This is a genomic window from Leclercia sp. LSNIH3, assembly GCF_002935105.1.
Taxonomy (GTDB): Bacteria; Pseudomonadota; Gammaproteobacteria; order Enterobacterales; family Enterobacteriaceae; genus Enterobacter; species Enterobacter adecarboxylatus.
Map to the genome: position 1 here is coordinate 672,057 of NZ_CP026387.1, position 22,257 is coordinate 694,313.

Consider the following 22,257-nt stretch of genomic DNA (forward strand, 5'->3'; position numbering starts at 1 on the left):
GCCTCTGCGTAATCTATTACGCAGGGTTTACCCTGCCTGTGTCACCCAAATTATAATAAGGTCGTCTATGTCTCTTATGCTTATCACTGGGATAGTTATGTTTGTCATATTAACCTGGTGTCTTCTGAAAAACATATTTCCTCCCAGCATCTTATTTATTGTTCTGCCTACTGCTGCGGCATTAGTGTGTGGCTTCGGTTTTAAAGAGTTAGGCGACTATGTTGCCCAAGGTTTGAAATCTGTGGTGGGCACAGCAACGCTCGTTGCCTTCAGCGCCATGTTTTTTACCCTGATGAAAGAGGCCGGGGTGTTCGACGTGATCGTTCGCTTTATCCTGCGCTTCATTACGCCCTCCACATTTTCGGTGTTACTCGCGACCCTCGTAATTGCCTCCATTTGCAGTCTGGACGGCAACGCGTATGCCACTCTGCTGGTGACAGTACCCGCCCTGCTGCCCATCTATGAGAAGATGAACATCAGCAAAAAGACGTTGTTACTTTTGATCACTGTGGGTGTGGGTGTAACCGGGATCACCCCCTGGGGCGGATCGCTCAACAGAGCAATCGCGGTGACGCATCTGGATATTCTGGATGTCTATTACCGGCTGATCCCGCTCCAGGCAATTCTGTTTGTACTGGGCGTAATGCTGTGTTGGTTTATGGCGAAGATCGAAAACAGAAACGGCTCAGGTATTTCGCCGGAAGAGTTTCATTATATGCGCGCCGATATGCTCGCCTGCAAAACAGATCATAACCCCTGGTTGCTGAAACTGAACTTCGCATTGGTTATTGCCACTATTGTTATACTGGTATCAGGCCTGGTCGCTGGCAATTATCTGTTTATGATTGCTTTTTCGCTAGCGGTTATCATTAATTATCCTGACGCGAAGAAAGCCCAACAAAAAATAAAAGAATATGCCCTGACTATATTTCCCGTGATCGTTATATTTTTAACCATCGGTGTGTTTGTTGGGATTTTGCAGAATACCGGCATTATTAAAGTATTAGTGAACGAGATCGCCGAAATCTTCCCCACCAGCCTGGGTCCCTATCTGTATCTTATTCTCGCGGCCTTCAGCGTGCCAATCGTTATTCTGATAGGTTCCGATGCGTTCTATTTTGCTCTGTTACCTCTCGCGGTCGGGCTTGGCCAGAGCTTCGGCGTGTCGCCTCTGCACGTTACCATTGCCATGCTTATTACTGAACAGATTGGCTTGCTGCTGAGTCCGGTTATACCGGCCACGCATCTCGGACTGAGTCTGCTCAATTTACGCGTTGATGAACATATCAGACACTCTATGACGAAAGTCTGGATCATGAGCGTGTGCGCGCTTATCGCAGCACTGGTAATCGGAACTATCCCTGTGTGAGAGTAAGACAAAAACCTCACTTGAGGCAGTGAATAAGGTAAGGGCAGAATAATCTCCGATATAAGAGTGCGTTAACCGGCGCTTGCCCTTCTACATACGAATGTCCGCTTCTGGCACAGGGCGGACCTTCTGGCCTTTAAGATTTTTTCTGCTATCAGCTAGCCCAGTCCTCAAGGAACAGGTCAGGCACATTCTCACACTCTCGCACATTGTTCGTCACCAACACGGCACCGGCGGCGATGACATGCCCGGCGATCGCCGTGTCGCTGAGACAGATTGGCCTCCCGGTCGCTGTCAGCGCGTCCTTGATCTCCGGGGTTGCGTCTACCGCGGCGCGCTCTCAGAAAAGGATTGCATCAGGACGAGCGCAGAAGACATCGACGCAGGAGAATCGAGAATTTGGCTACAGAAGCGTTGATTCAACGTTAACAGGAAACAAAAAGAGCCCATCTATTCCATGGACTCTTTCTCATATGCCTCGGTTAATCTGCCCCACTTTCAGGGTCAGTACAGAGAGGGGCTAAACTTATTTCGCCGCCGTATTCAGCACCGTATTAAATGTCTCTATCGGGCAGAAGCCGTCCGCATCCACCGGGCAGCCGTTCAGCGCCAGAGTGACACGCTGCGCCGGGGCTTTTAACGACAGGACCTGGGCATTACGTAGCTGCTCCGTACTCTGATAAACATACTCAATTTTCATCAAATCCCGGTTGCCGGTCTTATCGTGCCAGCGCTGGAAAACGATCTTGCCGCCAATCGGCGTGCGCTCGTACTGACCGGGCAGTTGATAAGGCTTGAAATCGAGGGCTTTCAGCAGCGAGGCGATGTTCGAGTCATGCCCCACCAGCAGCGTGATTTTCGGTGCCTTCGCCTGGTCGGTGACCAGCACGTTATCAATGTATTTCACCAGCGGTTTCGCCACGTTCCGCGCCACCTCTGCCGAGGTGAACAGCGAGTCCTGATAACCATTTTTCAGCTGAGACAGCACCCGCCACTGCTGGTCGGTTTTGATCTCGCCCCACGCCACCTGATCCAGCGGGAAGCCTTCGTAGTATTGCAGGGTAAAGGCATCCACCAGCGAGTTACCCACCTTCAGCGGGCCGGAGACGCCAGGCTCTTTCTGGTATTCGGCGCTGTAAGTGTCTTTCGCCCCGGTCAGGGAACAGACCTGTTTCTCTTTGCAGGAAGGCGAATCCTTGTAGTCGGTCATCTGCTCCAACAGGCTGTAGCTCTCGTCGAGCTTCATCCCCTGGCGCTCGTTGTTCATTGCCTGCAGCGCTTTCTCGCGGAATTCCGGGGAGTTATCGGTAATAACCGGGTTAAAGGTCGGATCCATGGTGCCCATTTGTTCCTGATGGTGCACCGGCACATCGCAGCCCGGGAAGGCCCCGGTAATGAAGAACTGTGCGGTCGCCACCGTGCGTTGCAGGCTGTTGGCGTAGGCATAAACGCTGTTCGCCGTCGGGCACTCCCCGGCGGTTACCACGCCCTCCTCTGCCAGCCACTCGCGCATGTAGTGGCCCATATAGACCTCCAGCACCCCGCCTTTGGTGGTGAGCTGCCCGCCAGGCACATCCCACTCCGGCCATTTTTCCGGGGTTGACTGCTCCAGCACGCTGCCGTTATTGGCCAGCGGCGCACGCAGGTTATGGCGGCTCATAATCAGAACCTGTTGCAGCTGATACCCTTCCGGCGCGGTTTGCGCCTGGACGCCGCCAGACAGACCGATGCTGCATGTCACGGCGACAGCGATTAGTGCTTTTCTCATCCCTAATTCCTCACTCTGATTTATTGTCGTAAACAGTGTGACAGATTTGTGACGGATTACCTGGAGCACACCCGCAAAGTGGCGGCAAACTTTGTGCGGTGGCGAAGAATGGTTTTATAATAAAACTCTGTGCTGATAAGGAGCCGCCATGAAACGTACCCGCCTGGAAGAGAGTCCCTGTGCTGTTGCCCGCTCGCTGGATATTATCGGTGACTGGTGGTCACTGCTGATTGTGCGCGATGCCCTGAGCGGGATTAAACGCTTTGGTGAGTTTCAAAAAAGCCTTGGGATTGCGAAAAACATGCTGGCGACCCGCCTGAAACTGCTGGTGGACGAAGGGATCCTGGTGCTGCAACCCGCCTCTGACGGGAGTGCGTGGCAGGAGTATGTTCTGACGGAAAAGGGCCGCGCCCTGCAAACCGTGCTGCTGGCCCTTTCCCAGTGGGGAAATGCGCATCTGTTTGCGGAAGGGGATGTGGGAACAGTGCTGGTAGATGCCCGGGATCGTAAGCCGTTGCGGCCGCTGGCAATGGTGGCAAGTGACGGAAGGGAGCTGGGGCCGGATGAGGTCGTGCCAAAGTATCCGCAGACGGAGGGGTGATAATTCATTGTCCCGTTTAACTTACCGGGCAAAGCCGGGTTTACCTGTTCGGGCTGCCCTGCGATGACTCACTCCTGCCCCTTCACCCGCTCAGTAGGCCGTTCGCGATTTAACCGTTTCTGATTCTGCCATCGATACCGGGCTGAGGCTTGCCAAACAGATAGCCCTGGGCGAGATCGCACCCCAGTGCCTGAAGATTTTCCAGCTGTTCTTGCGTTTCAACACCTTCAGCAACTGTTAGCATGTTGAGGGACTTCGCCATGCCGGTGATGAGTTTGATGATCTTCAGGGCATCTTCCTGCGTGGAGATGGAATGCACAAAGGATTTGTCTATTTTGATTTTATCGAAGGCCAGCTTACTCAGCCGCGAAAGCGAAGAGTAACCCGTGCCAAAATCATCAATGGAGATTTTCACGCCCACTGCTCTGAGCTTGTTGAGCGTATTCATCGGCGTACTGTTCTCGGTAAAGAGAGAAGACTCTGTCACTTCCAGTTCAAGACGGTCTGCCGCAAGGCCTGTCTCTTTCAGAATGGATAGCACCATCCCGGCAAAGGCTTTACTGCTGAGCTGAACAGGCGAGACGTTAACGGAAATTTTGGCCGGTACCGCCCAGGTAGCCGCTTCCCGGCAGGCCATTTCAAGCACAGACTTCCCCATCTCGTTAATCATCCCTGTTTTTTCAGCAACAGGAATAAAGCTATCCGGCGACAGAAGCCCCTTCAGAGGATGCACCCAGCGAATAAGCGCTTCATAGCTGTAAATATCCTGGCTGAACGAATCCACAATAGGCTGATAATAGACCACGAACTCTTTATTCATTAAGGCCATGGCCATATCGTGTTCAAGAGTTCTGCTTTCCAGCAGCTTCTGTAGCATACGTTGGCGGAAGACCTTGATCTGGCCGGAGCCTTGTTTTTTGGCTTCATAAAGCGCCAGGTCGGCAAATTTATAGAGATAATCGGCGCGGCGTTCCGTTTCGGAGATAACAATCCCCACGCAGGTCGCGATATTAATAATGGTGTTATCTATGGTGTAAGGCTGGTTGATAGCGTCACAAATCTTTTGCGCTCGCGACACAGCGCTGCTCTCGGTCAGGCCACGCGACAGAAACGCAAACTCGTCCCCACCTAAGCGATAGAGCGTTTCTGTGGTCAGGCTCATCGACGTCAGGCGGTCGGATATCTGGCGCAGCAACATATCGCCGGCATCATGACCATAGGTATCATTGACCTCTTTAAAGCGATCTAAATCAAACAGCATCACAACCACAGAATTATTATTTTTCTCTGCTACCTCGATTATCTTTTTTAAATTATCCCAGAAGAACTGGCGGTTATTCATTCCGGTGAGCGAGTCATGGTAGACGTCATATTCCAGCTGCGTATTCTGGATTTGCAGTTTCTCTTTCGATGTTTGCAGCTCTTCAGCCAGGCTCTGGACCTGAAGGTGTGCCTTGAGAATATTTCTGTTCTGATAAAATATCAGCGTACCCAGTATGGCGCTGAGTATGATCAGCAGGACAGAGGTCGCGGAATAGACATAATACAGCGTCTGAATTTTAAGGTTGGCGCTGTTAATCGAGTTAACATCTTTATTTAACGCACTGGATGAAAGGTTGCTGAGCGGCGCATCAAGGGTATGCATCGTCTTCAGATATGTCTTGAGCTCTGAGCGATTCATTTGCTCAAGATGGAGATCGAGATATTTCAGGGACTTTTCCAGCTCCGCAGCCAGTGCCTGATGCGCTTCAGAACTTTCAATATAATACCCCAGATCCCCTTCTTTCATTAAATCACTCTGGCTGAGCATAATGTCGAGGCGCAGGCGTACATCATCGATGGAGAGCGTTTCATCGATAGCATAAAGACCCAGCATGGACTCAAATCGGTAATATTCGGATACCAACTGTGCCGCCGACCAGGAATCAGTGTAATGCGTCAGTTTTTGTAATTCTTGCTGCCTTTCATGCACAAGGAAAGAGACATACCCGGTAGAGATAAAGAGGAAAAAAATGATGCCCGCCAGTATCCTGTTCATGAAGCTCTCCTGAACGCCTATTCGATCATCATTTTGCTGACCTGCCACGCAGACCTTGAATAGAAAATCTGATTATTCAGTTCAGGCATGCTGTCATAAGGATACACGACGAATAACGGGCCTTTATCACGGATACGCATATACTCCCCGTTGACTTTTAAGGCCAGGATAACGTTGTATTTTTGGGCATCGCTAAGAGGGATCACGGTTGTGTAATCATTGAGCGCGGTGATTTTAAGGACAGACCCCTTCGCCCCAACATACTCCATGAGCTTTTTCAGTGGCACGCCCGTAAAGGTCGTGCGCCCATCATACCAGGGAGAGGTGGTCTTAAAACTCACCAGGCCCAGTTTCTCAAGGCTGGCGATATCAAAGACGGCTTTGCCCTCTTCATTTGTATTTTCTATATTACCGGACAGTGTTAAAAGGACTTTGCCGACAGGTTTGGGAAGTTCACCAGCCCAGGCCTGGATGGTTACCACAAAGCTTAACAACAAGACAATTAACCGCATTCTAACCTCATCCTTCTGTCAATTGGTAAGAAGTATAATTTAGTTATTATGCTATTAATATATGTCACCGGACTATTATGGATTCAGCAAATTCATTGAAAAATTCTAACCATACAAATCAACGAGTTAGAGAGAATCGCGCGCTGTAATTTAGATTAAGTCTGGTCTGAAAAAGTATTAGATGTAGGTTAATTTTATTCCGGGCGTACAAAAAACAAGCCAGCACGTTATACAACGCAAATAAACACCCATAAACATAATGGTTTAATTCACTTTGTTGCTACGGGGAAGGGTTGTTTTGCGCAACACAGCGGTGATGAATACATCCGCACATTTTTCATGCCTGTCACGGGGCGTAATTATACGCAACAGGATATATAAGCCAGGCCGCCGCTACCGTTTGAGACGGAAAGCGGGTTGCTCGCCCCGCTCTCCTCTGAATGTGCCAACCCGATCCCGCGAATCTCCCCCGCAGGGAAATCACGCTTAAGAAAGGACGGCGGTTGAACCCGTCGCACCGCTCGCCACGTAGCCGATGCGATAATTCTCTTTTCCCGCCTGTGGCGCGTCACCAAACCCGACCTCCAACACCTGCCAGCGGCTGACATCCCATGCGCACAGCGGCGCACGCAGGGTCAGCGCCGACAGGTCGCTGTGGGGGGCGATCGGCTGGCGATCCATCGACAGCCAGGCGGCCTCTTTTACCTCATCAACAGCAGGCAGGCGCAGCGCCAGCCAGGTATCGATCTGCGGCCAGCCAAAATCCTCGGTCAGCTTGCGAAAGCCAGGGCTTTGTAAAAACTGCGCCATCGCCCCGACATTTTCCCAGACGTAGAACGGCGCATAGCGGTTTTCTTCGGTATGGGCGTCTTCTCGTCGCGAGACGAGAAACGCTTTAAACAGCAGCCCGGCGAAACCGTTCAGCCGGGCACCGTTCTGCGCAATGCGCTTCTCAACGATGGCCATGTCGTAGTCGGCAGGCAGGGTGAAGCGGTATTGCATCACGATCATAACCCCTCCTCCGACAGCATCCGTCCCTGGCTGAAGCTCCAGTCATCGGCGGTGTTAAAGTGGATCATCACCATCACATCATCCGGGTGTATACCCAGCGCCGCGTGCAGCCGATCGCTCAGCAGACGGCAGAAATTTTGCTTCTGTTCGCGCGAGCGGGGCTTGCCCGCCAGAATGTGGAACTGAATAAAATTGTCGCTGCGTCCTCCACTTTTATAGTGGCGGTCGAACAGGCGCTGTCCGGCGGGGATCGCCTCAAAAATCTGAAAGCGATCGCCGAACGGGACGGCAAACTCCGCCTCGAGACTCTGCTGCAGGATGTCGGAGATCTGCGCGATCTGCACATCGCTGTACCCCGGACGCAGGGAGATACGGGTGAAAGGCATCGGGGTTACTCCTCGTCCAGGCAGCCAAGGGCCGACACCGCCGCAGGCCAGCCAGCGTAGAACGCCAGATGGGTAAAGGCTTCGGTGATCTCCTCTTTGCTCAGGCCGTTTTGCTGCGCAAAGTCGATATGCCAGGGCAGCTGCTGGACGCCCCCCAGGGCCGTCAGGGCAGCCAGGGTGATCAGGCTGCGATCGCGCGGGGAGAGCGCATCACGCTTCCAGATATCATTGAAAAGGACCTCCCTGCTCAGCTCGGCCAGTTTGGGTGCGACGCGGGACAGGGTTTCCGCAGTCAGTGATTTCGCCATGGTGTGCTCTCCGTATTGACAGTAAGCCGATTCTGGCGCGATATTTTCATCCTGAAAATCAAATAATATGCGGCTTACCATCCCGCATTTCAGGACGATTATGAACAAGATCCCGCCCACGCTCGACCTCGATGCCCTGCGCAGTTTTGTCACCGGCATGGAGTGCGGCAGCTTCGCCCAGGCCGCCATTCGCCTCTGCCGCTCCACCTCTGCGGTCAGCGCCCAGCTGAAAAAGCTGGAACAGCAGTGCGGGGCAGACCTGGTGATGAAAAAGGGCCGTGGCCTGGCGCTGACCCGCGACGGCGAGATCGTCATGAGCTATGCCCGCCGGATGCTGGCCCTGAATGATGAGATGCAGTGCGCCCTGAAAGGGGAACAGTTACAGGAGGAGATCCGTATCGGCATGCAGGAGGATTTTGGCGAGTCGCTGATGCCGGGCATTCTGGGGGAATTTAAACGCCACCATCCCGATGTGCGGATCATTGCCCGGGTCGATCGCAACCGGGCTTTGCTCACTGCCTTTGATGATGACGCCCTCGATATGGTGCTGCTATGGCAGAACGCACAGGAAAAGCGCCAGGGCCAGCTGATTGGCCAGCGCCAGATGGCGTGGATCCAGCCCCCGGAGATGGACATCGGCGCCCTGCTGGCCCGGGGCGAACCTCTGCCCCTGGTCATGTTTGACTCCCCCTGCCTGATGCGCGCCCGTGCCATCGACTGCCTGAACCAGGCGGGCATCCCCTGGCGGGTGGTGTTTGTCAGCCACAGCCTGAGCGGCATCTGGGCGGCGGTGCAGGCGGGACTCGGCGTCACCCTGCGCACCCGTATCGGCATGCCGGGCAACCTGCGGGTGGCGGAGAGTGTTCTGCCTGCGCCAGGAAGCCTGGGGATCACGCTGGAACAAAAGAGCGGAAGCACAGCCCAGACGAAGCTGGAGCAGCTGATGGAAGAGGCGCTGCACAGGGCGATGTGATGTGGCGGATCCTCGCCACAGGTTGTCAGTTTTGCGCCAGTGCCCTGCCCCCTTTTTCGCCAGGATAAAAACACAACATCACCTGGAGAATAACCATGCTGCCCAATCCCTCGCAAAAGTACGCCGCCTTTGCCCCCATTGCGTTACCTGACCGCCAGTGGCCGGATAAGACCTTAACCCACGCGCCACGCTGGCTCTCTACCGACCTGCGCGATGGCAACCAGGCGCTGGCCGAACCGATGGATATTCCGCGCAAGCTGCGCTTCTGGGAGCAACTGCTGACATGTGGATTTAAGGAGATCGAGGTCGCCTTCCCTTCCGCCTCAGAGACGGACTTTCAGTTTGTCCGTCAGCTGATTGAGGAGCAGCGGATCCCGGATGACGTGACCATTCAGGTGCTCACCCAGGCCCGCAGCGATCTGATTGAGCGCACCTTTGCCTCTCTTGAAGGTGCCAAACGCGCCACGGTGCATCTCTATAACGCCACCGCGCCGCTGTTCCGCCAGCTGGTGTTTCGCCAGAGCAAAGAGGAGATCGTGCAACTGGCCGTCAGCGCCACGCGCCAGATCCGCGCCTTATGCGAGGCTCACCCGCAGACTCGCTGGTGCTACGAATATTCGCCGGAAACGTTCTGCTTCACCGAACCGGACTTCGCCCTGCAAATCTGCGAGGCGGTGGCGGATGTCTGGGAACCCTCTTCCGCCCGGCCGATGATCATCAACCTCCCCGCCACGGTCGAGGTGAATACGCCCAACGTTTATGCCGATCAGATTGAGTACTTCTGCCGTCACTTTTCTCGCCGGCGTGACGTCTGTATTAGCGTGCATCCCCATAACGACCGCGGCAGCGGCGTCGCCAGCGCCGAGTTGGCTCTGCTTGCCGGGGCCGATCGCGTGGAAGGGTGTCTGTTTGGCAACGGGGAGCGCACCGGCAACGTCTGTCTGGTGACGCTGGCGATGAATCTCTACAGCCAGGGGATTTCGCCGCAGCTCGACTTCAGCGACATGAAGCAGGTGGTGGAGCTGGTGGAGCAGTGCAACCAGCTGCCGGTGCATCCGCGCCACCCTTATGCCGGTAAGCTGGCGTTTACCGCCTTCTCTGGCTCTCATCAGGATGCCATCAAAAAAGGGTTTCACGCCCGGGAACAGTCAGCCTCACCGCGCTGGGAGATGCCCTATCTTCCCGTTGATCCGAACGATATCGGTTGTAGCTATGAGGCGGTGATCCGCGTCAACAGCCAGTCCGGGAAAAGCGGCGCGGCCTGGATGCTGGAGCAAAATCACGGTCTGGTGCTGCCCCGGGCGTTGCAGCAGGACTTCAGCCGCCACGTTCAGGCCCACACCGACCGGGAAGGCAACGAGATGACGCTGAGCGCGCTGTGGCAGCTCTACCGCGAGCTGTATGGCCCGCATCAGCTCGCCCCACGTCAGTTGCTGGACTACCGGACGGAGAGCCAGCCGGACGGTGGGCTGGTATTGTCGGCGCGGGTGCAGACCGCCGGGGGTATCGTGACCTTAGAGGGAAAAGGCAACGGCCTGCTCTCTGCCGCCGCCAGTGCGATAAAAACCTGCTTTAATCTGACATTCGCCATCGAGGATTATCACGAGCATACCCTCGGCAGGTGCAGCGAAAGCCGGTCGGCGGCCTATATTCGCTGCAGCACTAAGCAGGGCGTGAGCCGCTGGGGAACGGGCATCGACAACGATGTTTCCCGGGCATCGCTTCAGGCATTGTTGAACGCATTGCCGGAAAGCGACTCAGGCTGGAAGTAGTCGCTCGGGGCCACGCCGAGGGTGCGGCGGAACATGGCGCTAAAGGCGCTGTGACTCTCATAACCGAGGTCCAGCGCCACCCGGAGCACGGACTGCCCCTGCGCCAGGCGGTTCAGGGCCTCCATCAGCCGCGCCCTGCGCAGCCATTCGCTGAACGCCAGCCCGGTCTGCTGGCGAAAATGCCGCAACAGGGTACGTTCGCTGATGTTTAACTGGCTGGCCGCCAGCGCCGTCGTCCAGCGCGCGCCCGGCTCGGCCTGGATCTGGCGGCACAGCGCCAGCAGTGCGGGTGTCTCTGGCTCGGGAAGATTGAACGGCAGCACGCTTATCCCGCGGATTTCATCGAGGATCAACTCATAAATGCGCTCGGCTCTGCTGCCCGCCGCGTAACTTTCTGGCAGGTGCAGCGAGGCGAGGATCAGCTCGCGCAGCAGGGTGGAAATTTGCACCACCTGGCAAACCGAGGGCAGATCCGCCCGGGCAAAAGGATCGATAAACAGCGTCCGTGCCGCCACGTTGCCGGTGATCAGCAGACGGTGCTGCGTCCCGGCAGGCAGCCAGACGCCCCGCCCCGGCGGTACAATCCAGAACCCCTGCGCGGTCTCCACGCGCACCACCCCGCTCAGGGTATGCAGCAGCTGGGCGCAGGTGTGACTGTGCCACGGCTCCGTTTCGCCATGCGTGTAATCATGGGCGAAAGGCACCAGCGGGCGCGTGGCAAAGGTGAATTGCTGTTGGGTTGTCATGGTTTATTTATTTTGCGCTATCTGCTCGTTGATAAAATCAAAAACCTCTGCGGCTTCGCTGGTCGAAGCAAAAACCCTTTCAGGTATCACCACGCAATTATCGTTCATCATATGGATAAAAATAAATCCACCTTTCCGGTAGCTGTCCTTAACGTTTTTCCAGTAGATTTTCCCGCTGGCGGTGTTGGTGATATTTTCAATAAAGAAGCGGTTTAGCTTCACTTTCTGTAAGGTCTCCGGGTCCTCCTGCTCAACCCGCTGGTGTTTCTTCATGATGTTATTCATCAACACGTCATAGAGTTTGAACAGGGCCAACGCGACACCAAACAGCACCAGCAGAGCGATACTGAAGTTACGTGTTCTGGCAAAAAAAGCAGCGTCGGGGGCGGTTTTCAGGCTTAACATCAGCAGCGTAATAAGCGTAAATAACGCCGCTACCCCTAAAACAGAGACCGCCGCCTTTTGAATGAGTGAAAGATAACCGTAGGGTTTGAGATACTCTTTTTTATGATCGTTAATAAGTTTACTGGCTTTAGTGCGCTCTAAAATGGATAACGAATAATCCACAACGATCCTGTTTTTCCTTACCATCTTCTCCCTCTTGCTTATTTGCGCCTGGTGTTTTGCGGATTCTAACATATTGACTGGGGGTTGAGAGGTCACCACAAAAAAACCTTGCGGCGCTGATTCCCCTCTCCCGGTAACCAGGCGGATATCCACCATTTCTGACCCGGTTACGGCGGAGTCAATTTATTGCCCCGCAACGCGCCGCGAAAGCGTTCACCTGAACGACACCTCAGGCTTTTTATTTCCCGTATGACACGCAAGCATCCGCATAAATAATTGCCCTGATGAGATATTGATTTCTGCGTACAGGGCGTGCCCTATATTTGGGTAAGACATCCTGCGTAAAAAAGCAAAAATATATTCAAAAGAAGAATCGTCCGAATTTTGCCTCCCGGAAATGTGTGTCACGTCACAGTGACTATTATTTATATTCATTGACTAAGGAGGTCGGGATGACATCAGGAAACATCACTTCAAAACACTACCCACGCCCACCGTTTGTGGAGCAACCGCAACAAACGCCAGGACTGGCATCGGAAATGAAGCCAATCCCCGATCATGGCGAAACCAGTTATATCGGTTCTGGCAAACTCGCAGGTAAAAAAGCGCTTATTACCGGGGGTGATTCCGGTATTGGACGCGCAGTCGCCATCGCTTATGCCCGCGAAGGTGCCGATGTGGCCATTGGCTACCTGCCGGAAGAAGAATCTGATGCTGCGGCCGTTATCGCGCTGATTCAGGCTGAAGGCCGTAAAGCCGTGGCGATCCCCGGTGATATTCGGGTGGAATCGTTCTGCGACACGCTGGTTGAACGGGCGGTGAGTGAACTGGGCGGCCTCGACATTTTAGTGAATAACGCGGGCAGACAGCAGTATTGCGAGTCCATTGAAGAGCTGACGACAGCCGCTTTCGATGCGACCTTCAAAACTAACGTTTATGCTCTCTTCTGGATCACCCGTGCCGCCCTGCATCACCTGTCGGAAGGCGCGGTCATTATTAACACCTCTTCGGTGCAGGCCTTCAAGCCTAGCGAGATCCTGCTGGATTATGCCCAGACTAAAGCCTGTAACGTGGCCTTCACCAAATCACTGGCGAAACAGCTGGGTCCAAAAGGGATTCGCGTCAACGCCGTAGCACCCGGTCCTTACTGGACGCCCCTGCAATCCAGTGGCGGTCAGCCTCAGGAAAAAGTGCAGCAATTCGGTGCCGATACCCCGCTGGGAAGACCTGGCCAGCCTGTTGAGATAGCGCCGCTGTACGTTCTGCTGGCGTCTGACAGCAGCTCTTACGCATCCGGTCAGGTCTGGTGTTCTGACGGTGGTACTGGCGTCGCCTGAGTCAATAAACCTGATGCCGGTGATAAATAAGGTTGATTATAAAGTCCGTTACTTTACGCGGTAACGGACTTTTATAAAACCTGGCACTGGCCTATTTAATTATCTCGCCAACTTGTGGCGATCGTTTTAATAACCTGGACAGGATGGGAATTATTTTCCCGTCACATAATCATACGTCTTGATAATAGCAACGCTGAGTAGCATAACCCCGGCGCACTTACAAATCATTACAATATAGCTTTGTATTTATTTGCTTCAAAAAGTGTCCGGGCCAACATTATCAACTATCCTGAAATCATGGGTTAGTTACATTTACTGTTTTTATTTAATTTAATCTTTAATGACATCGTTATTATAAATTGCCCCACTTCGTCCTTAAAGAGCCTTAATGTTGAAGTTGATAATGTTTCCTGTTTTTTCAATCAGTTCCTGGTACTGAACGCAAACTCCCGTTTTGCGTTCCGGCGTAAGATTATTTAAAGGACAACAGCTATGACTCACATTCACGATCATTCCACTGCTAATACTCAGTATGTTGAGCCGCGTCTGCCTCTGCCCGACGCGGGCAGCAGCAGTGCTGTATCATGGGGCGCCATCTTTGCTGGCGCGGCGGCAGCAGCGTCTTTATCGTTGATTATGCTTATGTTGGGCGCAGGATTGGGCCTGACAACAGTGTCTCCCTGGGAAAATGACGGGCTTGATGCCGGTACTGTCGGTATTGCGGCCATAGGGTGGCTGACGTTCACGCAAATTGTGGCGTCAGGGATGGGCGGCTATTTAGCCGGACGCCTGCGCACCAAATGGGTTTCTACCCATACTAATGAAATTTACTTCCGCGATACTGCCCACGGATTTTTGGCCTGGGCGGTTGCCGCGCTGGTCTCGGCGATGCTGTTAACCTCCACGGTCAGCGCCATCGTAGGCGGCAGTGCTAAAGTGGTCGGTTCTGTTGCGGGCGGTGCAGCTGCAGCCACCGTCGGCGGCGCAGCGGGGATGGCGAAAGATTCCTCTGACGGCTCAGGTTCGCCAATGGACTATTTCGTTAATTCCATGTTCCGTCCGGGTACGCCATCTGCTGCTCCAGCAAACCCAACCGCGACGCCAGATGCGCCAGCAGCACCCGCTGCACCGGCACCTGCCGCGCCACAGCAGGAACTCACTCCCGCTCAGTTGAATGAAGTGACCGGTATCTTTGCTAACAGTATCAGCACCGGCCAGTTACCTCAGGAAGATCGCCAGTATGTCGCGCAGCTGATTGCTCAACGTACCGGTATCAGTCAGCAAGAAGCTGAACAACGGGTTCAAACCACCTACGACAAAGCCCAGGCGAAATTAAAAGAAACGAAAGAGAAAGCGCAGAAGGTTGCTGATGAAGCCCGCAAAGCCACCAGCTATCTGATGCTCTGGACATTCATCTCGCTGTTGGCCGGTGCTTTTGTAGCCAGCTTGTGTGCGACCTGGGGCGGCCGTCAACGCGATCTTTAATACTTAATTAAGCAGGAGGTTTACATGCGCTCACTATTACTGTTCTTTTTAGGTGTCCCGATCCCAATCATTATCCTGATTGCGCTGTTCTGGCACTAATCAGTCTCTGACAGGATAGATTCAGTCGAAACATAAATGCCCTTACGGGCATTTATGCTTTCTACGGGAACTGACTCATGAAGAGATAGACGCGAAAGCCGTTCCGACACTATGGACAACGCTCTCAACCCTGCGATATCGCTGTCGCGGGGTTGCGGTCTCTCTGGCATAGTGAGGCAGACGCAACCCGCTGAAAGGAAGAAACCTATGCTCGAACTTCGCCCGAACTGTGAATGGTGTGATCGCGACCTGCCTCCTGATGCCCTGGACGCCCGAATCTGCTCCTTTGAATGTACCTTCTGCGCCGCCTGCGCTGAAACTCACCTCAACCATCGCTGCCCCAACTGCCAGGGAGAGCTGGTGCGCCGCCCGGTGCGACCGGCAAATAAACTGGTAAATTCCCCTGCGTCCACCGTACGGGTTCATGCCCGGAAAAGCGCCTGACAGCCCTGCTCCTGACGATGAGGTCAATGATGATCCAGCTCCAGCCTATCCCTGCGCCGCGCCATTTCACCGATGTGCCCCCGGTGTTGCTCACCGATGCCACCCTGCTTGAGCGTAAAAATAAGGTGCTGACCCGCATGAACGAGGCGGGCTTCGATGCCCTCGTGATTTACGCCGATAAGGAGCACGGGGGTAATTTTGAGTATCTGACCGGGTTTGTGCCCCGCTTCGAGGAAGGCCTGCTGATACTGGATAAATCAGGCGCTGCGACCGCTATTCTGGGTAATGAAAATCTGAAGATGGCGCAGCATTCGCGGATCCCGGTCACGTTGAAGCACTGCCCGTTATTTTCGCTGCCGAACCAGCCGATGGATAACGAAACCTCGCTGGAGACGCTGTTCAGTGAGACCGGGCTTTACAGGCTGAACCGAATCGGGCTGGTTGGCTGGAAAATGTTTACCGCGACCAGGGCTGATAATACGCAACTCTTCGATCTGCCGTACTTTATCGTCGAGGCGCTCAAGAACAGCACCGGCGCGCAGCTGGTGAACGCGGCGCACCTGTTTATTTGCGGCGACAACGGCGCCCGCGTAACCAACAACGAGAACGAAATCGCGCATTACGAGTATGGCGCTAACCTTGCCTCCGGCTGCATGTTGCAGGCCATGAACGCGGTGGAACCGGGGATCCGCGAAACCGAACTCGGGGCGCTGCTCGCGGCAGAAGGCCAGTATCAGACGGTGGTGACCATTGCCGCCGCCGGGCAGCGTTTTGAGAAAGCGAACTTTTATCCCACCTACAAAAAGCTTGAGCGCGGCCAGCCCCTGTCGATGACTACGGCCTTTAAAGGCGGGTTATCAAGCCGGACCGGGTTTGTGATTGCCGACGAGAGCGAGCTGCCCGAAGCGCAAAAAGATTATCTCGATCGGGTGGCGAAACCCTATTTTGCCGCGGTTGCCAGCTGGCTTGAGACTATCCGCATTGGGATGCCGGGGGGTGAACTGTACGCCCACATCGAACAGGTGCTCAACAAAGCGCAGTATGGCTGGCATCTGAATCCGGGCCACCTCAGCGCCGATGAAGAGTGGCTCTCCTCCCCTGTTTATCCGCACTCCGCCGAGACGCTGAAAAGCGGGATGATCCTGCAGATCGATATTATCCCCTCCGTACCCGGCTATACCGGGGTCAGCGCCGAGGAGAGTATCGCGCTGGCAGATGCGGCGCTGCAAAGCAACATCCAGACGGCGTACCCGGCGCTGTGGGCGCGGATCGTCACCCGCCGGACGTACATTCGTGAAGTGCTGAAGATTAAGCTTGCCGAGGAGGTGATCCCGCTGTCGAATACCGTGGCGTATCTGCGTCCGTTCCTGCTGGCGAAGGAGAAGGCGTTTACCTGCTGAGACGTTTTCTTGCCCGGGTCTATGGAGGGTCCGGGCATTACATTGGCTGGAGGTGACTATGATCAGAACCCTGGGTGATGGAGATGCCCCCGCCCTGGCGCAGTTGTTCCTCGAGGCGCGACGCCGCACTTTTTACTGGGTGGAGCCGTCGCGGTTTCAGCGGGATGATTTTGCCCTTCAGACCCAGAATGAACAGATCTGGGTCGCAGAGCAGGCGGGACATCTGTGCGGTTTTATCGCCATCTGGGCCGAAGAGAATTTCGTCCACCATCTGTATGTCGACGAAGCCTGTCATGGCCAGGGGCTAGGGCGCGCCCTGCTCACTCAGGGGCTGGCAGGCGCGACGCAGCCAGCCACGCTGAAGGTGGCGACCCGCAATGTCCAGGCCCTGGCGTTCTATCACCGGCTGGGCTGGAAGGAAACCGATGAGATGGGCGTCTGTAACATCACCGGGCCATGGCGAAAGCTGGTGCTGCCTTTTACATCACACTTTCTCAATCCTCGCCGGTAACCCCTGACGCACCGAGGATCCCGTTACCCATTCCAGCCACGGGCCCGGCACCTTGCGGGTGGGGTCAGCAAAGCCGAGATCGTTGAGATTTACCCCGGAGGCAATCTGGCTTCGCTGAGCCAGCGGTTCGCCATCCAGCCAGTGCTGCCGTGCCCCCATCTCCCTGTGGCCGTAGCCATGCTCCATGGCAATCACCCCCGGCATCACTCCGGAGAGCAAACTCACCTGTGCCTCCACGCTGCCGCCCGGCGTCTGTATCCGCGCAAGGTCGCCGTGCTGAAGGCCAAACCGTGCACCATCCTGCGGGTGGATTGCCACCAGTCCCGTCGGCTTGACGTGGTGCAACCGTTCCACAACGGTGCTTGAGCTACTCATCACGTTCGATTTAAACGACATCAGCTGCATCGGCCACTCCGCTGGCGGATAGACCGCCTCCAGCGCCCGGCCATCAGACAGGCGGGCCGGATACCAGGTTGGACAGCCGCTGAAGCGCTCGCCGGTAATGGCATGTTTGTAAGCCGCCACCTGCGGGTTCCAGAGATGCAGCGGTTTAGTCCACTCGGTCCCTATCATCTCCCCTTTGCGACCGGAGGCCTCCGGTGCAAAACGCCCTCCCCGGCTGTAGAGAAATGCCACCGGCAGTACCTCCTGAGGCGTGAGTGTCTGTTTGATTGCCGGGAAGATGCGATCCACGCCCGACAAAGCTATATCCTGTTCGCTGGCGGGGGGCAACGGCTTCTGCCCGGCAAACGCGATATTGGCGGCGATGCGCAGATAGTAATCTTCAGCACGATGGAGAGGATGCATTTCCCCTTGTGCATCCGGGATGGCATTGTCGCCAAACCCCGGGAGTTGCATCCGTTTTGCTACCGCAATGCAGAACGCCTCCATGGAAACCGGCTCACCCCCGGCGGTTTTTGCCATCGCGGCGGTTACCACCGGCCAGCGCGCAGTGGATGTTTTACTCGCTACCCCGCCCCAGGGTGCACTGAATCCCCAGCTTTCGAAATTATGGGTATCCGGGACGATATAGTCCGCCAGGGCAGTGGTCTCATTCATGAACGCATCAATGGCGATAAACAGCGGCAGGCGCTGCGGATCCGCCAGTTGCGCCTCAATTATTGCCCGCAGCCCCGGCACGCCGTACAGCGGGTTGGTCATGTTGGAGATCCACGCCTTCAGCGGATAGGGATAGCCAGCCAGCGCGGAGGGTAACAGCTCGGTTAATTGCCCGGCGACAAAAGGATACCATGGCGCTGTGGCAGGCCACGGCGACTGGCCCGCGGCGATTTTCCCCCGATACTCCTCCGAGCTGGCATAGTCGGCTTTGCTCCGGGCGATATTGAGTCCTTTTGGCGCCACCTTGCCGGGGAACTGCTCCAGGTTATAGCAGGCACCCTTCACCTCGCCGTTGAATTTGCCGCCGCCGACGAAGACCCCGCCGCTGAGGCTCATGTTTCCCAGCAACACGTTAAGCATCATTACCGCCCAGGCGTTATAGAATCCGTTCCCGGACATCATGCCACCATGAGTCACTACCGCCGCCTTGCGCCCGTAGCTTGTGAAGGCCGTGGCCAGCGCGACAATCTGATCGACAGCCACCCCGCACTGCTGGCTGTAGGCTTCCAGGGTGAAGCGCTGCGCCGACTCCTTCAGGCACTGGAAGCTGCTTTTCACCGTTACTCTGGTGCCATCGTGCAGGGTCACCTGCCGGGTTACCAGTAGCGCACCGCGATCGCACTGGCTGACGGGCACCAACTCCCCCACCTCGTTCACCACCAGCGCCTCATCTCCCTCCCCGTCGCCCCCATTGAGGTGGGACAGGTGCAGGTGCTGGCCCGCGAGGGGATGGTGTTCATCGACGATCGCCAGCCAGGTGGCGTTGCTCCAGCTCTTCTCCCCGGCGCGCGCCATCGCCTCACGGCTGGTGAGTGACAGGTACTCAGCGGCATAGCGCTCGTTCCCGATAATCCAGCGGATCATCGCCATCGCCAGCGCCGAATCCGTGCCAGGTTTCACCGCCAGCCAGTGGCCATGATCGTCGGCCAGCACCGTGGTCAGCGGCAGGGCCGGCGAGACCACAACGTAGTTAAATTTCCGCAGTCGGGCGCTGGCAAGCTGGCGGGCCTGGCGCTTGAAGGGGTTGCCCGACTGGGCCGGTGAGGTGCCCATAAACAGTGCGAACTCGACGTTGTCCCAGTCCGGTTTGACGTGCGGGTTTTTATCCAGATCGCCCATCAGCGCCCCGGAACCGGCGCGGTAGGCCAGCCCGCAGTAGGCCCCATGGGCACCGAAGTTCTTCGATCCGAAGCTGTTGAGGGCAAAACGGCGCAGGAAGCCATCCCTGCCCTCATCGCTGGTGTTGGTCACCAGCAGCTGATTGGCCTTCGGTCCATAGGCAGGATGACGGGCATCCACCGGTGTGGTGAGATCGCGAATGGCGCGCAGCCCATCCACATGCCCCTCCCCAAACAGATCCCCGCCTTCCACAACCTCTTCAATCAGCTGCTCGAAGCTGATGCGCTGCCATTTCCCCTCACCGCGTTTCCCCGCGCGCTTCATCGGGGTGAGGAGCCGTAGCGGGCTGGTCAAGCTCTCCAGCAGGGTGGCCCCGCGCGCGCAGGCGGTAGAGCGGGATTCAAGCCCGCTTTCGCCGGCAAGCCGGGTCATTGCCTCGGCAAACGGCATCGTGCTGGGGAAGGGTTTCTCATGGGAGAGTGGATGCCAGGGGTTACCGGCGATGCGCAGCACCCGGTTAGCCTGCTTGTCCACCCGCACCCGGATGCCGCACAGCGTCCAGCAGCCAAAACACTGAGTCATGGAAACCACCTGGCCGGGCGTATTCTGCCAGCCATTGCGGGCGCAGCCTTCCGGGGGGAGCGAGTTAGCGTGGATCCGGTCGCGAGTCACTTTACCAGAGGTGCCGTTGACCAGCCCTTCAACAGCCCGCTGGGCGACATCGCGATAGCTCAGACCAAACGCGGCAAAACCACCGGCGGCCACGCCGATTTTCAGCCATTGACGGCGGGATAACTTAGGCATGCGGGTATCTCCTTGAAAGCCAGGTAACACACTCCCCGAGGACGACCGCCAGAGCCAGCCACAGACCGAAGGTGCCGATAATCGCCAGCAGGCCGTCGGTGCCCATCGGCAGGGAGTAGTCATTCATCAGAGCGTTGAATTTCGGGATAATTTGCCCGCCCATCAGCACCGTCCAGCGCAGCGTCCAGCAGAGGATTGCCACCAGCAGCGTGCTTGCGAGCGCGATAAAGAACGGGGGTTTATACCGGCTGGCATACAACGAGACTGCCAACGTCGCCGTCCACAACAGCATCAGGGTAAGCAGGTAAAGGCGAATCTCACCGCCGAGCCGCCACTGCTGGCGCAGCGCTTCCCCTGACAGGGTATCGCCGAGATACCACGCCAGCAGCACCGCCCCAAGCAGGACGAGGGTCACAACCTGCCCCTGCGCCATCCGCCGGGTAAGATCGCGCATCGCCAGGCCAAGCATCGCCAGCAGCGCGCTCATGGCGCTTAAGAACATCGCCACCGGGAACCAGTAGCTGAACCACATCGGTCTGCCACGCACCACGGAGACTTCCCGCCCGGTATAGAGCAGCAGGCCGATAGCCGTCAGCGCCGTCGCCAGCGCCAGCGCGCGCAGGAGTCGGGTATCGCCCTTGCGCAGATGAAAAAGTAGAAACCACAGCCCCAGCAGCAGCGTGAACAGCGGTAAAAAGAGCGCCCCCCAGGGCATCCACGACCAGGGGGTCGGCCAGGCGTAAAAGTGCCAGAAGCGGGCAGTCTGGTGCAGATCGGCGGTCAACGCCAGCGGAGCGGTGATCCCGCAGGTGAGAGCAATAAACAGGCACACCCGTTCACATTGCTGGCTGCGCCGGTGCCGCAGCCAGCGGGCGGCGCAGGCCACCAGGGCGGCACAGGCGGCAATCCCGATAAAGAAAAAGTACTGTACGGCCCAGGGCAGCCAGGTAATCGCCTGGGGTTGAGCCAGCATCTCATGAATGACCATATTCCACCTCCTGCCAGAGTGCAGGCTGGGCGCGGCCCTGCAGCGGCGAGACAAAGGCCTCATCCAGCCCAAGATAGAAGACGTGCGGCCGGGTGTTATTTTCCGGTTTCAGCACCTTGATGTCGTCCCGGTGTGCCGCCAGTATCCGGCTCAGAGTGCTGCGGGGATCTTTCAGGTCGCCAATGATTCGAGCTCCCCCCACGCAGGATTCCACGCAGGCCGGCAGCAGCCCGGCTTCGAGACGGTGCGCGCAAAAGGTGCATTTATCCGCCGTCTGGGTAGCATGATTGATAAACCGGGCATCATACGGACAGGCCTGCACGCAGTAGGCGCAGCCTACGCAGCGGGTGTTATCGATCACCACGATGCCGTCCTTACGCTGGAAGGTGGCTTGCACCGGGCAGACCGGCACGCAGGGCGGGTTATCGCAATGGTTGCACAGGCGCGGTAGCAGCACGTTGGTCACGTCGTCGCGGTCGGCAAGTCGGACCTGATACTGGTTGACGTTGGTGCGAAACGCCCCTTGCGGCGTCTGGTTCTCAATGGTGCAACTCACCGTACAGGATTGACAGCCGATACAACGACGCAGATCGATCAGCATGGCGTAGCGATGCTGGTCTGAACCTTCACGTCGCTCCGGGCCGAACGCGATCCCCGCCTCCGCCAGCGGCACCAGCGCCGCGCCGGCCGTGACAACGCCTATTTGCTGTAAAAACTGGCGCTTACTGATGTCCATGTTGCCCTCCACTCAGTGCGCGTAAGAAAACGATCAGGGATGGTATTACCTGACCAAATGTGGTTATTTACAGTCTAAAAATCTGGCCGGTTGGCTCACTATTGTGGTTAACCACATTTACACAGCGGTCTTGATCTAACGCAAAAGAAAGGGGCAGGTATTGC

Annotated in this window: 20 protein-coding genes and 1 pseudogene; 9 read left to right on the forward strand and 12 right to left on the reverse strand. The window is 56.2% G+C overall.

Translation table 11 applies throughout. The features are described 5' to 3' along the window. Nucleotides 1-49: 49 nt before the first annotated feature. Complete coding sequence (locus tag C3F35_RS03360) at nt 50-1,369, forward strand: SLC13 family permease (protein ID WP_327062015.1); 1,320 nt, start codon at nt 50-52, stop codon at nt 1,367-1,369. Between the two features lie 154 nt (nt 1,370-1,523). On the opposite strand, the pseudogene C3F35_RS27025 reads toward C3F35_RS03360, so the two are convergent. Together C3F35_RS27025 and agp are read right to left on the reverse strand one after the other, a co-directional pair. Continuing rightward, nucleotides 1,524-1,751, reverse strand: a pseudogene (locus C3F35_RS27025) (VapC toxin family PIN domain ribonuclease); the annotation flags it as partial. A 144-nt stretch (nt 1,752-1,895) separates the two neighbouring features. After that, nucleotides 1,896-3,137, reverse strand: coding sequence for a bifunctional glucose-1-phosphatase/inositol phosphatase (gene agp / locus C3F35_RS03370; RefSeq protein ID WP_032617464.1), 1,242 nt, complete (start codon nt 3,135-3,137; stop codon nt 1,896-1,898). A 148-nt stretch (nt 3,138-3,285) separates the two neighbouring features. Between agp and C3F35_RS03375 the strand changes: the two genes are divergently transcribed. Then, nucleotides 3,286-3,738: a winged helix-turn-helix transcriptional regulator gene (locus C3F35_RS03375; RefSeq protein WP_103792991.1), complete on the forward strand. Its 453-nt coding sequence runs from the start codon at nt 3,286-3,288 to the stop codon at nt 3,736-3,738. A 109-nt stretch (nt 3,739-3,847) separates the two neighbouring features. Here the strand turns inward: C3F35_RS03375 and C3F35_RS03380 are convergent, their stop codons facing one another. From C3F35_RS03380 to C3F35_RS03400, 5 genes are all read right to left on the reverse strand, one after another. Continuing rightward, a complete protein-coding gene (locus tag C3F35_RS03380) occupies nt 3,848-5,776 on the reverse strand; it encodes a putative bifunctional diguanylate cyclase/phosphodiesterase (protein WP_059308309.1) in 1,929 nt (642 codons plus the stop codon). Nucleotides 5,777-5,793: 17 nt separating this feature from the next. Beyond that, entirely contained in the window at nt 5,794-6,288 is a 495-nt protein-coding gene (locus C3F35_RS03385) for a molybdopterin-dependent oxidoreductase (protein WP_032617461.1), read from the reverse strand. A 486-nt stretch (nt 6,289-6,774) separates the two neighbouring features. Then, the gene (locus C3F35_RS03390) at nt 6,775-7,299 is read right to left on the reverse strand and encodes a DUF4865 family protein (RefSeq protein ID WP_103792992.1); all 525 of its coding nucleotides are present in this window, start codon (nt 7,297-7,299) and stop codon (nt 6,775-6,777) included. After that, nucleotides 7,296-7,685: a tautomerase family protein gene (locus C3F35_RS03395; protein WP_103792993.1), complete on the reverse strand. Its 390-nt coding sequence runs from the start codon at nt 7,683-7,685 to the stop codon at nt 7,296-7,298. The genes C3F35_RS03390 and C3F35_RS03395 overlap by 4 nt, the downstream gene beginning before the upstream one ends. A gap of 5 nt (nt 7,686-7,690) precedes the next feature. Further along, on the reverse strand, nt 7,691-7,993 hold the full coding sequence (locus tag C3F35_RS03400; RefSeq protein ID WP_103793015.1) for a carboxymuconolactone decarboxylase family protein: 303 nt from the start codon (nt 7,991-7,993) through the stop codon (nt 7,691-7,693). 100 nt (nt 7,994-8,093) lie between these two features. On the opposite strand from C3F35_RS03400, the gene C3F35_RS03405 reads away from it, so the two are divergent. Both C3F35_RS03405 and leuA read left to right on the forward strand, forming a co-directional pair. After that, nucleotides 8,094-8,966 carry a LysR substrate-binding domain-containing protein gene (locus tag C3F35_RS03405; RefSeq protein WP_077227314.1) on the forward strand — a complete coding sequence of 291 codons (873 nt, stop codon included), beginning with the start codon at nt 8,094-8,096 and terminating at the stop codon, nt 8,964-8,966. 95 nt (nt 8,967-9,061) lie between these two features. Next, entirely contained in the window at nt 9,062-10,738 is a 1,677-nt protein-coding gene (gene leuA, locus C3F35_RS03410; protein ID WP_059308312.1) for a 2-isopropylmalate synthase, read from the forward strand. Here leuA and C3F35_RS03415 read toward each other — a convergent pair. Next, nucleotides 10,690-11,484 (reverse strand): AraC family transcriptional regulator, encoded by a 795-nt coding sequence (locus tag C3F35_RS03415; RefSeq protein WP_103792994.1) that lies wholly within the window; start codon nt 11,482-11,484, stop codon nt 10,690-10,692. The genes leuA and C3F35_RS03415 overlap by 49 nt on opposite strands. Before the next feature lie 3 nt (nt 11,485-11,487). After that, nucleotides 11,488-12,207, reverse strand: coding sequence for a YcxB family protein (locus C3F35_RS27030; RefSeq protein ID WP_233211661.1), 720 nt, complete (start codon nt 12,205-12,207; stop codon nt 11,488-11,490). Nucleotides 12,208-12,503: 296 nt separating this feature from the next. Between C3F35_RS27030 and C3F35_RS03425 the strand changes: the two genes are divergently transcribed. The 5 genes from C3F35_RS03425 (at nt 12,504) to C3F35_RS03445 (ending at nt 17,327) form a co-directional block, all read left to right on the forward strand. Beyond that, a complete protein-coding gene (locus C3F35_RS03425; protein ID WP_103792995.1) occupies nt 12,504-13,388 on the forward strand; it encodes an SDR family oxidoreductase in 885 nt (294 codons plus the stop codon). Nucleotides 13,389-13,880: 492 nt separating this feature from the next. Continuing rightward, entirely contained in the window at nt 13,881-14,873 is a 993-nt protein-coding gene (locus C3F35_RS03430) for a hypothetical protein (protein WP_103792996.1), read from the forward strand. A 306-nt stretch (nt 14,874-15,179) separates the two neighbouring features. After that, nucleotides 15,180-15,416, forward strand: a complete 237-nt coding sequence (locus C3F35_RS03435) for a DUF1272 domain-containing protein (protein ID WP_077227320.1) — start codon at nt 15,180-15,182, stop codon at nt 15,414-15,416. A 26-nt stretch (nt 15,417-15,442) separates the two neighbouring features. Continuing rightward, nucleotides 15,443-16,816: a M24 family metallopeptidase gene (locus C3F35_RS03440; protein ID WP_233211662.1), complete on the forward strand. Its 1,374-nt coding sequence runs from the start codon at nt 15,443-15,445 to the stop codon at nt 16,814-16,816. A 58-nt stretch (nt 16,817-16,874) separates the two neighbouring features. Continuing rightward, nucleotides 16,875-17,327 carry a GNAT family N-acetyltransferase gene (locus C3F35_RS03445; protein ID WP_059308316.1) on the forward strand — a complete coding sequence of 151 codons (453 nt, stop codon included), beginning with the start codon at nt 16,875-16,877 and terminating at the stop codon, nt 17,325-17,327. Here the strand turns inward: C3F35_RS03445 and ttrA are convergent. Genes ttrA through ttrB form a run of 3 tightly spaced genes read right to left on the reverse strand, consistent with a single transcriptional unit; the run spans nt 17,301 to nt 22,093 of the window. Further along, nucleotides 17,301-20,369 carry a tetrathionate reductase subunit TtrA gene (gene ttrA / locus C3F35_RS03450; protein WP_103792998.1) on the reverse strand — a complete coding sequence of 1,023 codons (3,069 nt, stop codon included), beginning with the start codon at nt 20,367-20,369 and terminating at the stop codon, nt 17,301-17,303. The genes C3F35_RS03445 and ttrA overlap by 27 nt on opposite strands. Beyond that, entirely contained in the window at nt 20,362-21,357 is a 996-nt protein-coding gene (gene ttrC / locus C3F35_RS03455) for a tetrathionate reductase subunit TtrC (RefSeq protein ID WP_103792999.1), read from the reverse strand. Before ttrC ends, ttrA begins: the two co-directional genes overlap by 8 nt. Continuing rightward, complete coding sequence (gene ttrB, locus C3F35_RS03460) at nt 21,344-22,093, reverse strand: tetrathionate reductase subunit TtrB (protein ID WP_103793000.1); 750 nt, start codon at nt 22,091-22,093, stop codon at nt 21,344-21,346. Before ttrB ends, ttrC begins: the two co-directional genes overlap by 14 nt. Between the last annotated feature and the right edge of the window lie 164 nt (nt 22,094-22,257).

Excerpts from the sequence above, each read along its gene's own strand:
- agp (WP_032617464.1), bottom strand. The coding sequence starts at position 3,137 with ATGAGAAAAGCACTAATCGCTGTCGCCGTGACATGCAGCATCGGTCTG.
- C3F35_RS03375 (WP_103792991.1), top strand. The coding sequence starts at position 3,286 with ATGAAACGTACCCGCCTGGAAGAGAGTCCCTGTGCTGTTGCCCGCTCG.
- C3F35_RS03380 (WP_059308309.1), bottom strand. The coding sequence starts at position 5,776 with ATGAACAGGATACTGGCGGGCATCATTTTTTTCCTCTTTATCTCTACC.
- C3F35_RS03385 (WP_032617461.1), bottom strand. The coding sequence starts at position 6,288 with ATGCGGTTAATTGTCTTGTTGTTAAGCTTTGTGGTAACCATCCAGGCC.
- C3F35_RS03390 (WP_103792992.1), bottom strand. The coding sequence starts at position 7,299 with ATGATCGTGATGCAATACCGCTTCACCCTGCCTGCCGACTACGACATG.
- C3F35_RS03395 (WP_103792993.1), bottom strand. The coding sequence starts at position 7,685 with ATGCCTTTCACCCGTATCTCCCTGCGTCCGGGGTACAGCGATGTGCAG.
- C3F35_RS03400 (WP_103793015.1), bottom strand. The coding sequence starts at position 7,993 with ATGGCGAAATCACTGACTGCGGAAACCCTGTCCCGCGTCGCACCCAAA.
- C3F35_RS03405 (WP_077227314.1), top strand. The coding sequence starts at position 8,094 with ATGAACAAGATCCCGCCCACGCTCGACCTCGATGCCCTGCGCAGTTTT.
- leuA (WP_059308312.1), top strand. The coding sequence starts at position 9,062 with ATGCTGCCCAATCCCTCGCAAAAGTACGCCGCCTTTGCCCCCATTGCG.
- C3F35_RS03415 (WP_103792994.1), bottom strand. The coding sequence starts at position 11,484 with ATGACAACCCAACAGCAATTCACCTTTGCCACGCGCCCGCTGGTGCCT.
- C3F35_RS27030 (WP_233211661.1), bottom strand. The coding sequence starts at position 12,207 with ATGGTGGATATCCGCCTGGTTACCGGGAGAGGGGAATCAGCGCCGCAA.
- C3F35_RS03425 (WP_103792995.1), top strand. The coding sequence starts at position 12,504 with ATGACATCAGGAAACATCACTTCAAAACACTACCCACGCCCACCGTTT.
- C3F35_RS03430 (WP_103792996.1), top strand. The coding sequence starts at position 13,881 with ATGACTCACATTCACGATCATTCCACTGCTAATACTCAGTATGTTGAG.
- C3F35_RS03435 (WP_077227320.1), top strand. The coding sequence starts at position 15,180 with ATGCTCGAACTTCGCCCGAACTGTGAATGGTGTGATCGCGACCTGCCT.
- C3F35_RS03440 (WP_233211662.1), top strand. The coding sequence starts at position 15,443 with ATGATGATCCAGCTCCAGCCTATCCCTGCGCCGCGCCATTTCACCGAT.
- C3F35_RS03445 (WP_059308316.1), top strand. The coding sequence starts at position 16,875 with ATGATCAGAACCCTGGGTGATGGAGATGCCCCCGCCCTGGCGCAGTTG.
- ttrA (WP_103792998.1), bottom strand. The coding sequence starts at position 20,369 with ATGCCTAAGTTATCCCGCCGTCAATGGCTGAAAATCGGCGTGGCCGCC.
- ttrC (WP_103792999.1), bottom strand. The coding sequence starts at position 21,357 with ATGGTCATTCATGAGATGCTGGCTCAACCCCAGGCGATTACCTGGCTG.
- ttrB (WP_103793000.1), bottom strand. The coding sequence starts at position 22,093 with ATGGACATCAGTAAGCGCCAGTTTTTACAGCAAATAGGCGTTGTCACG.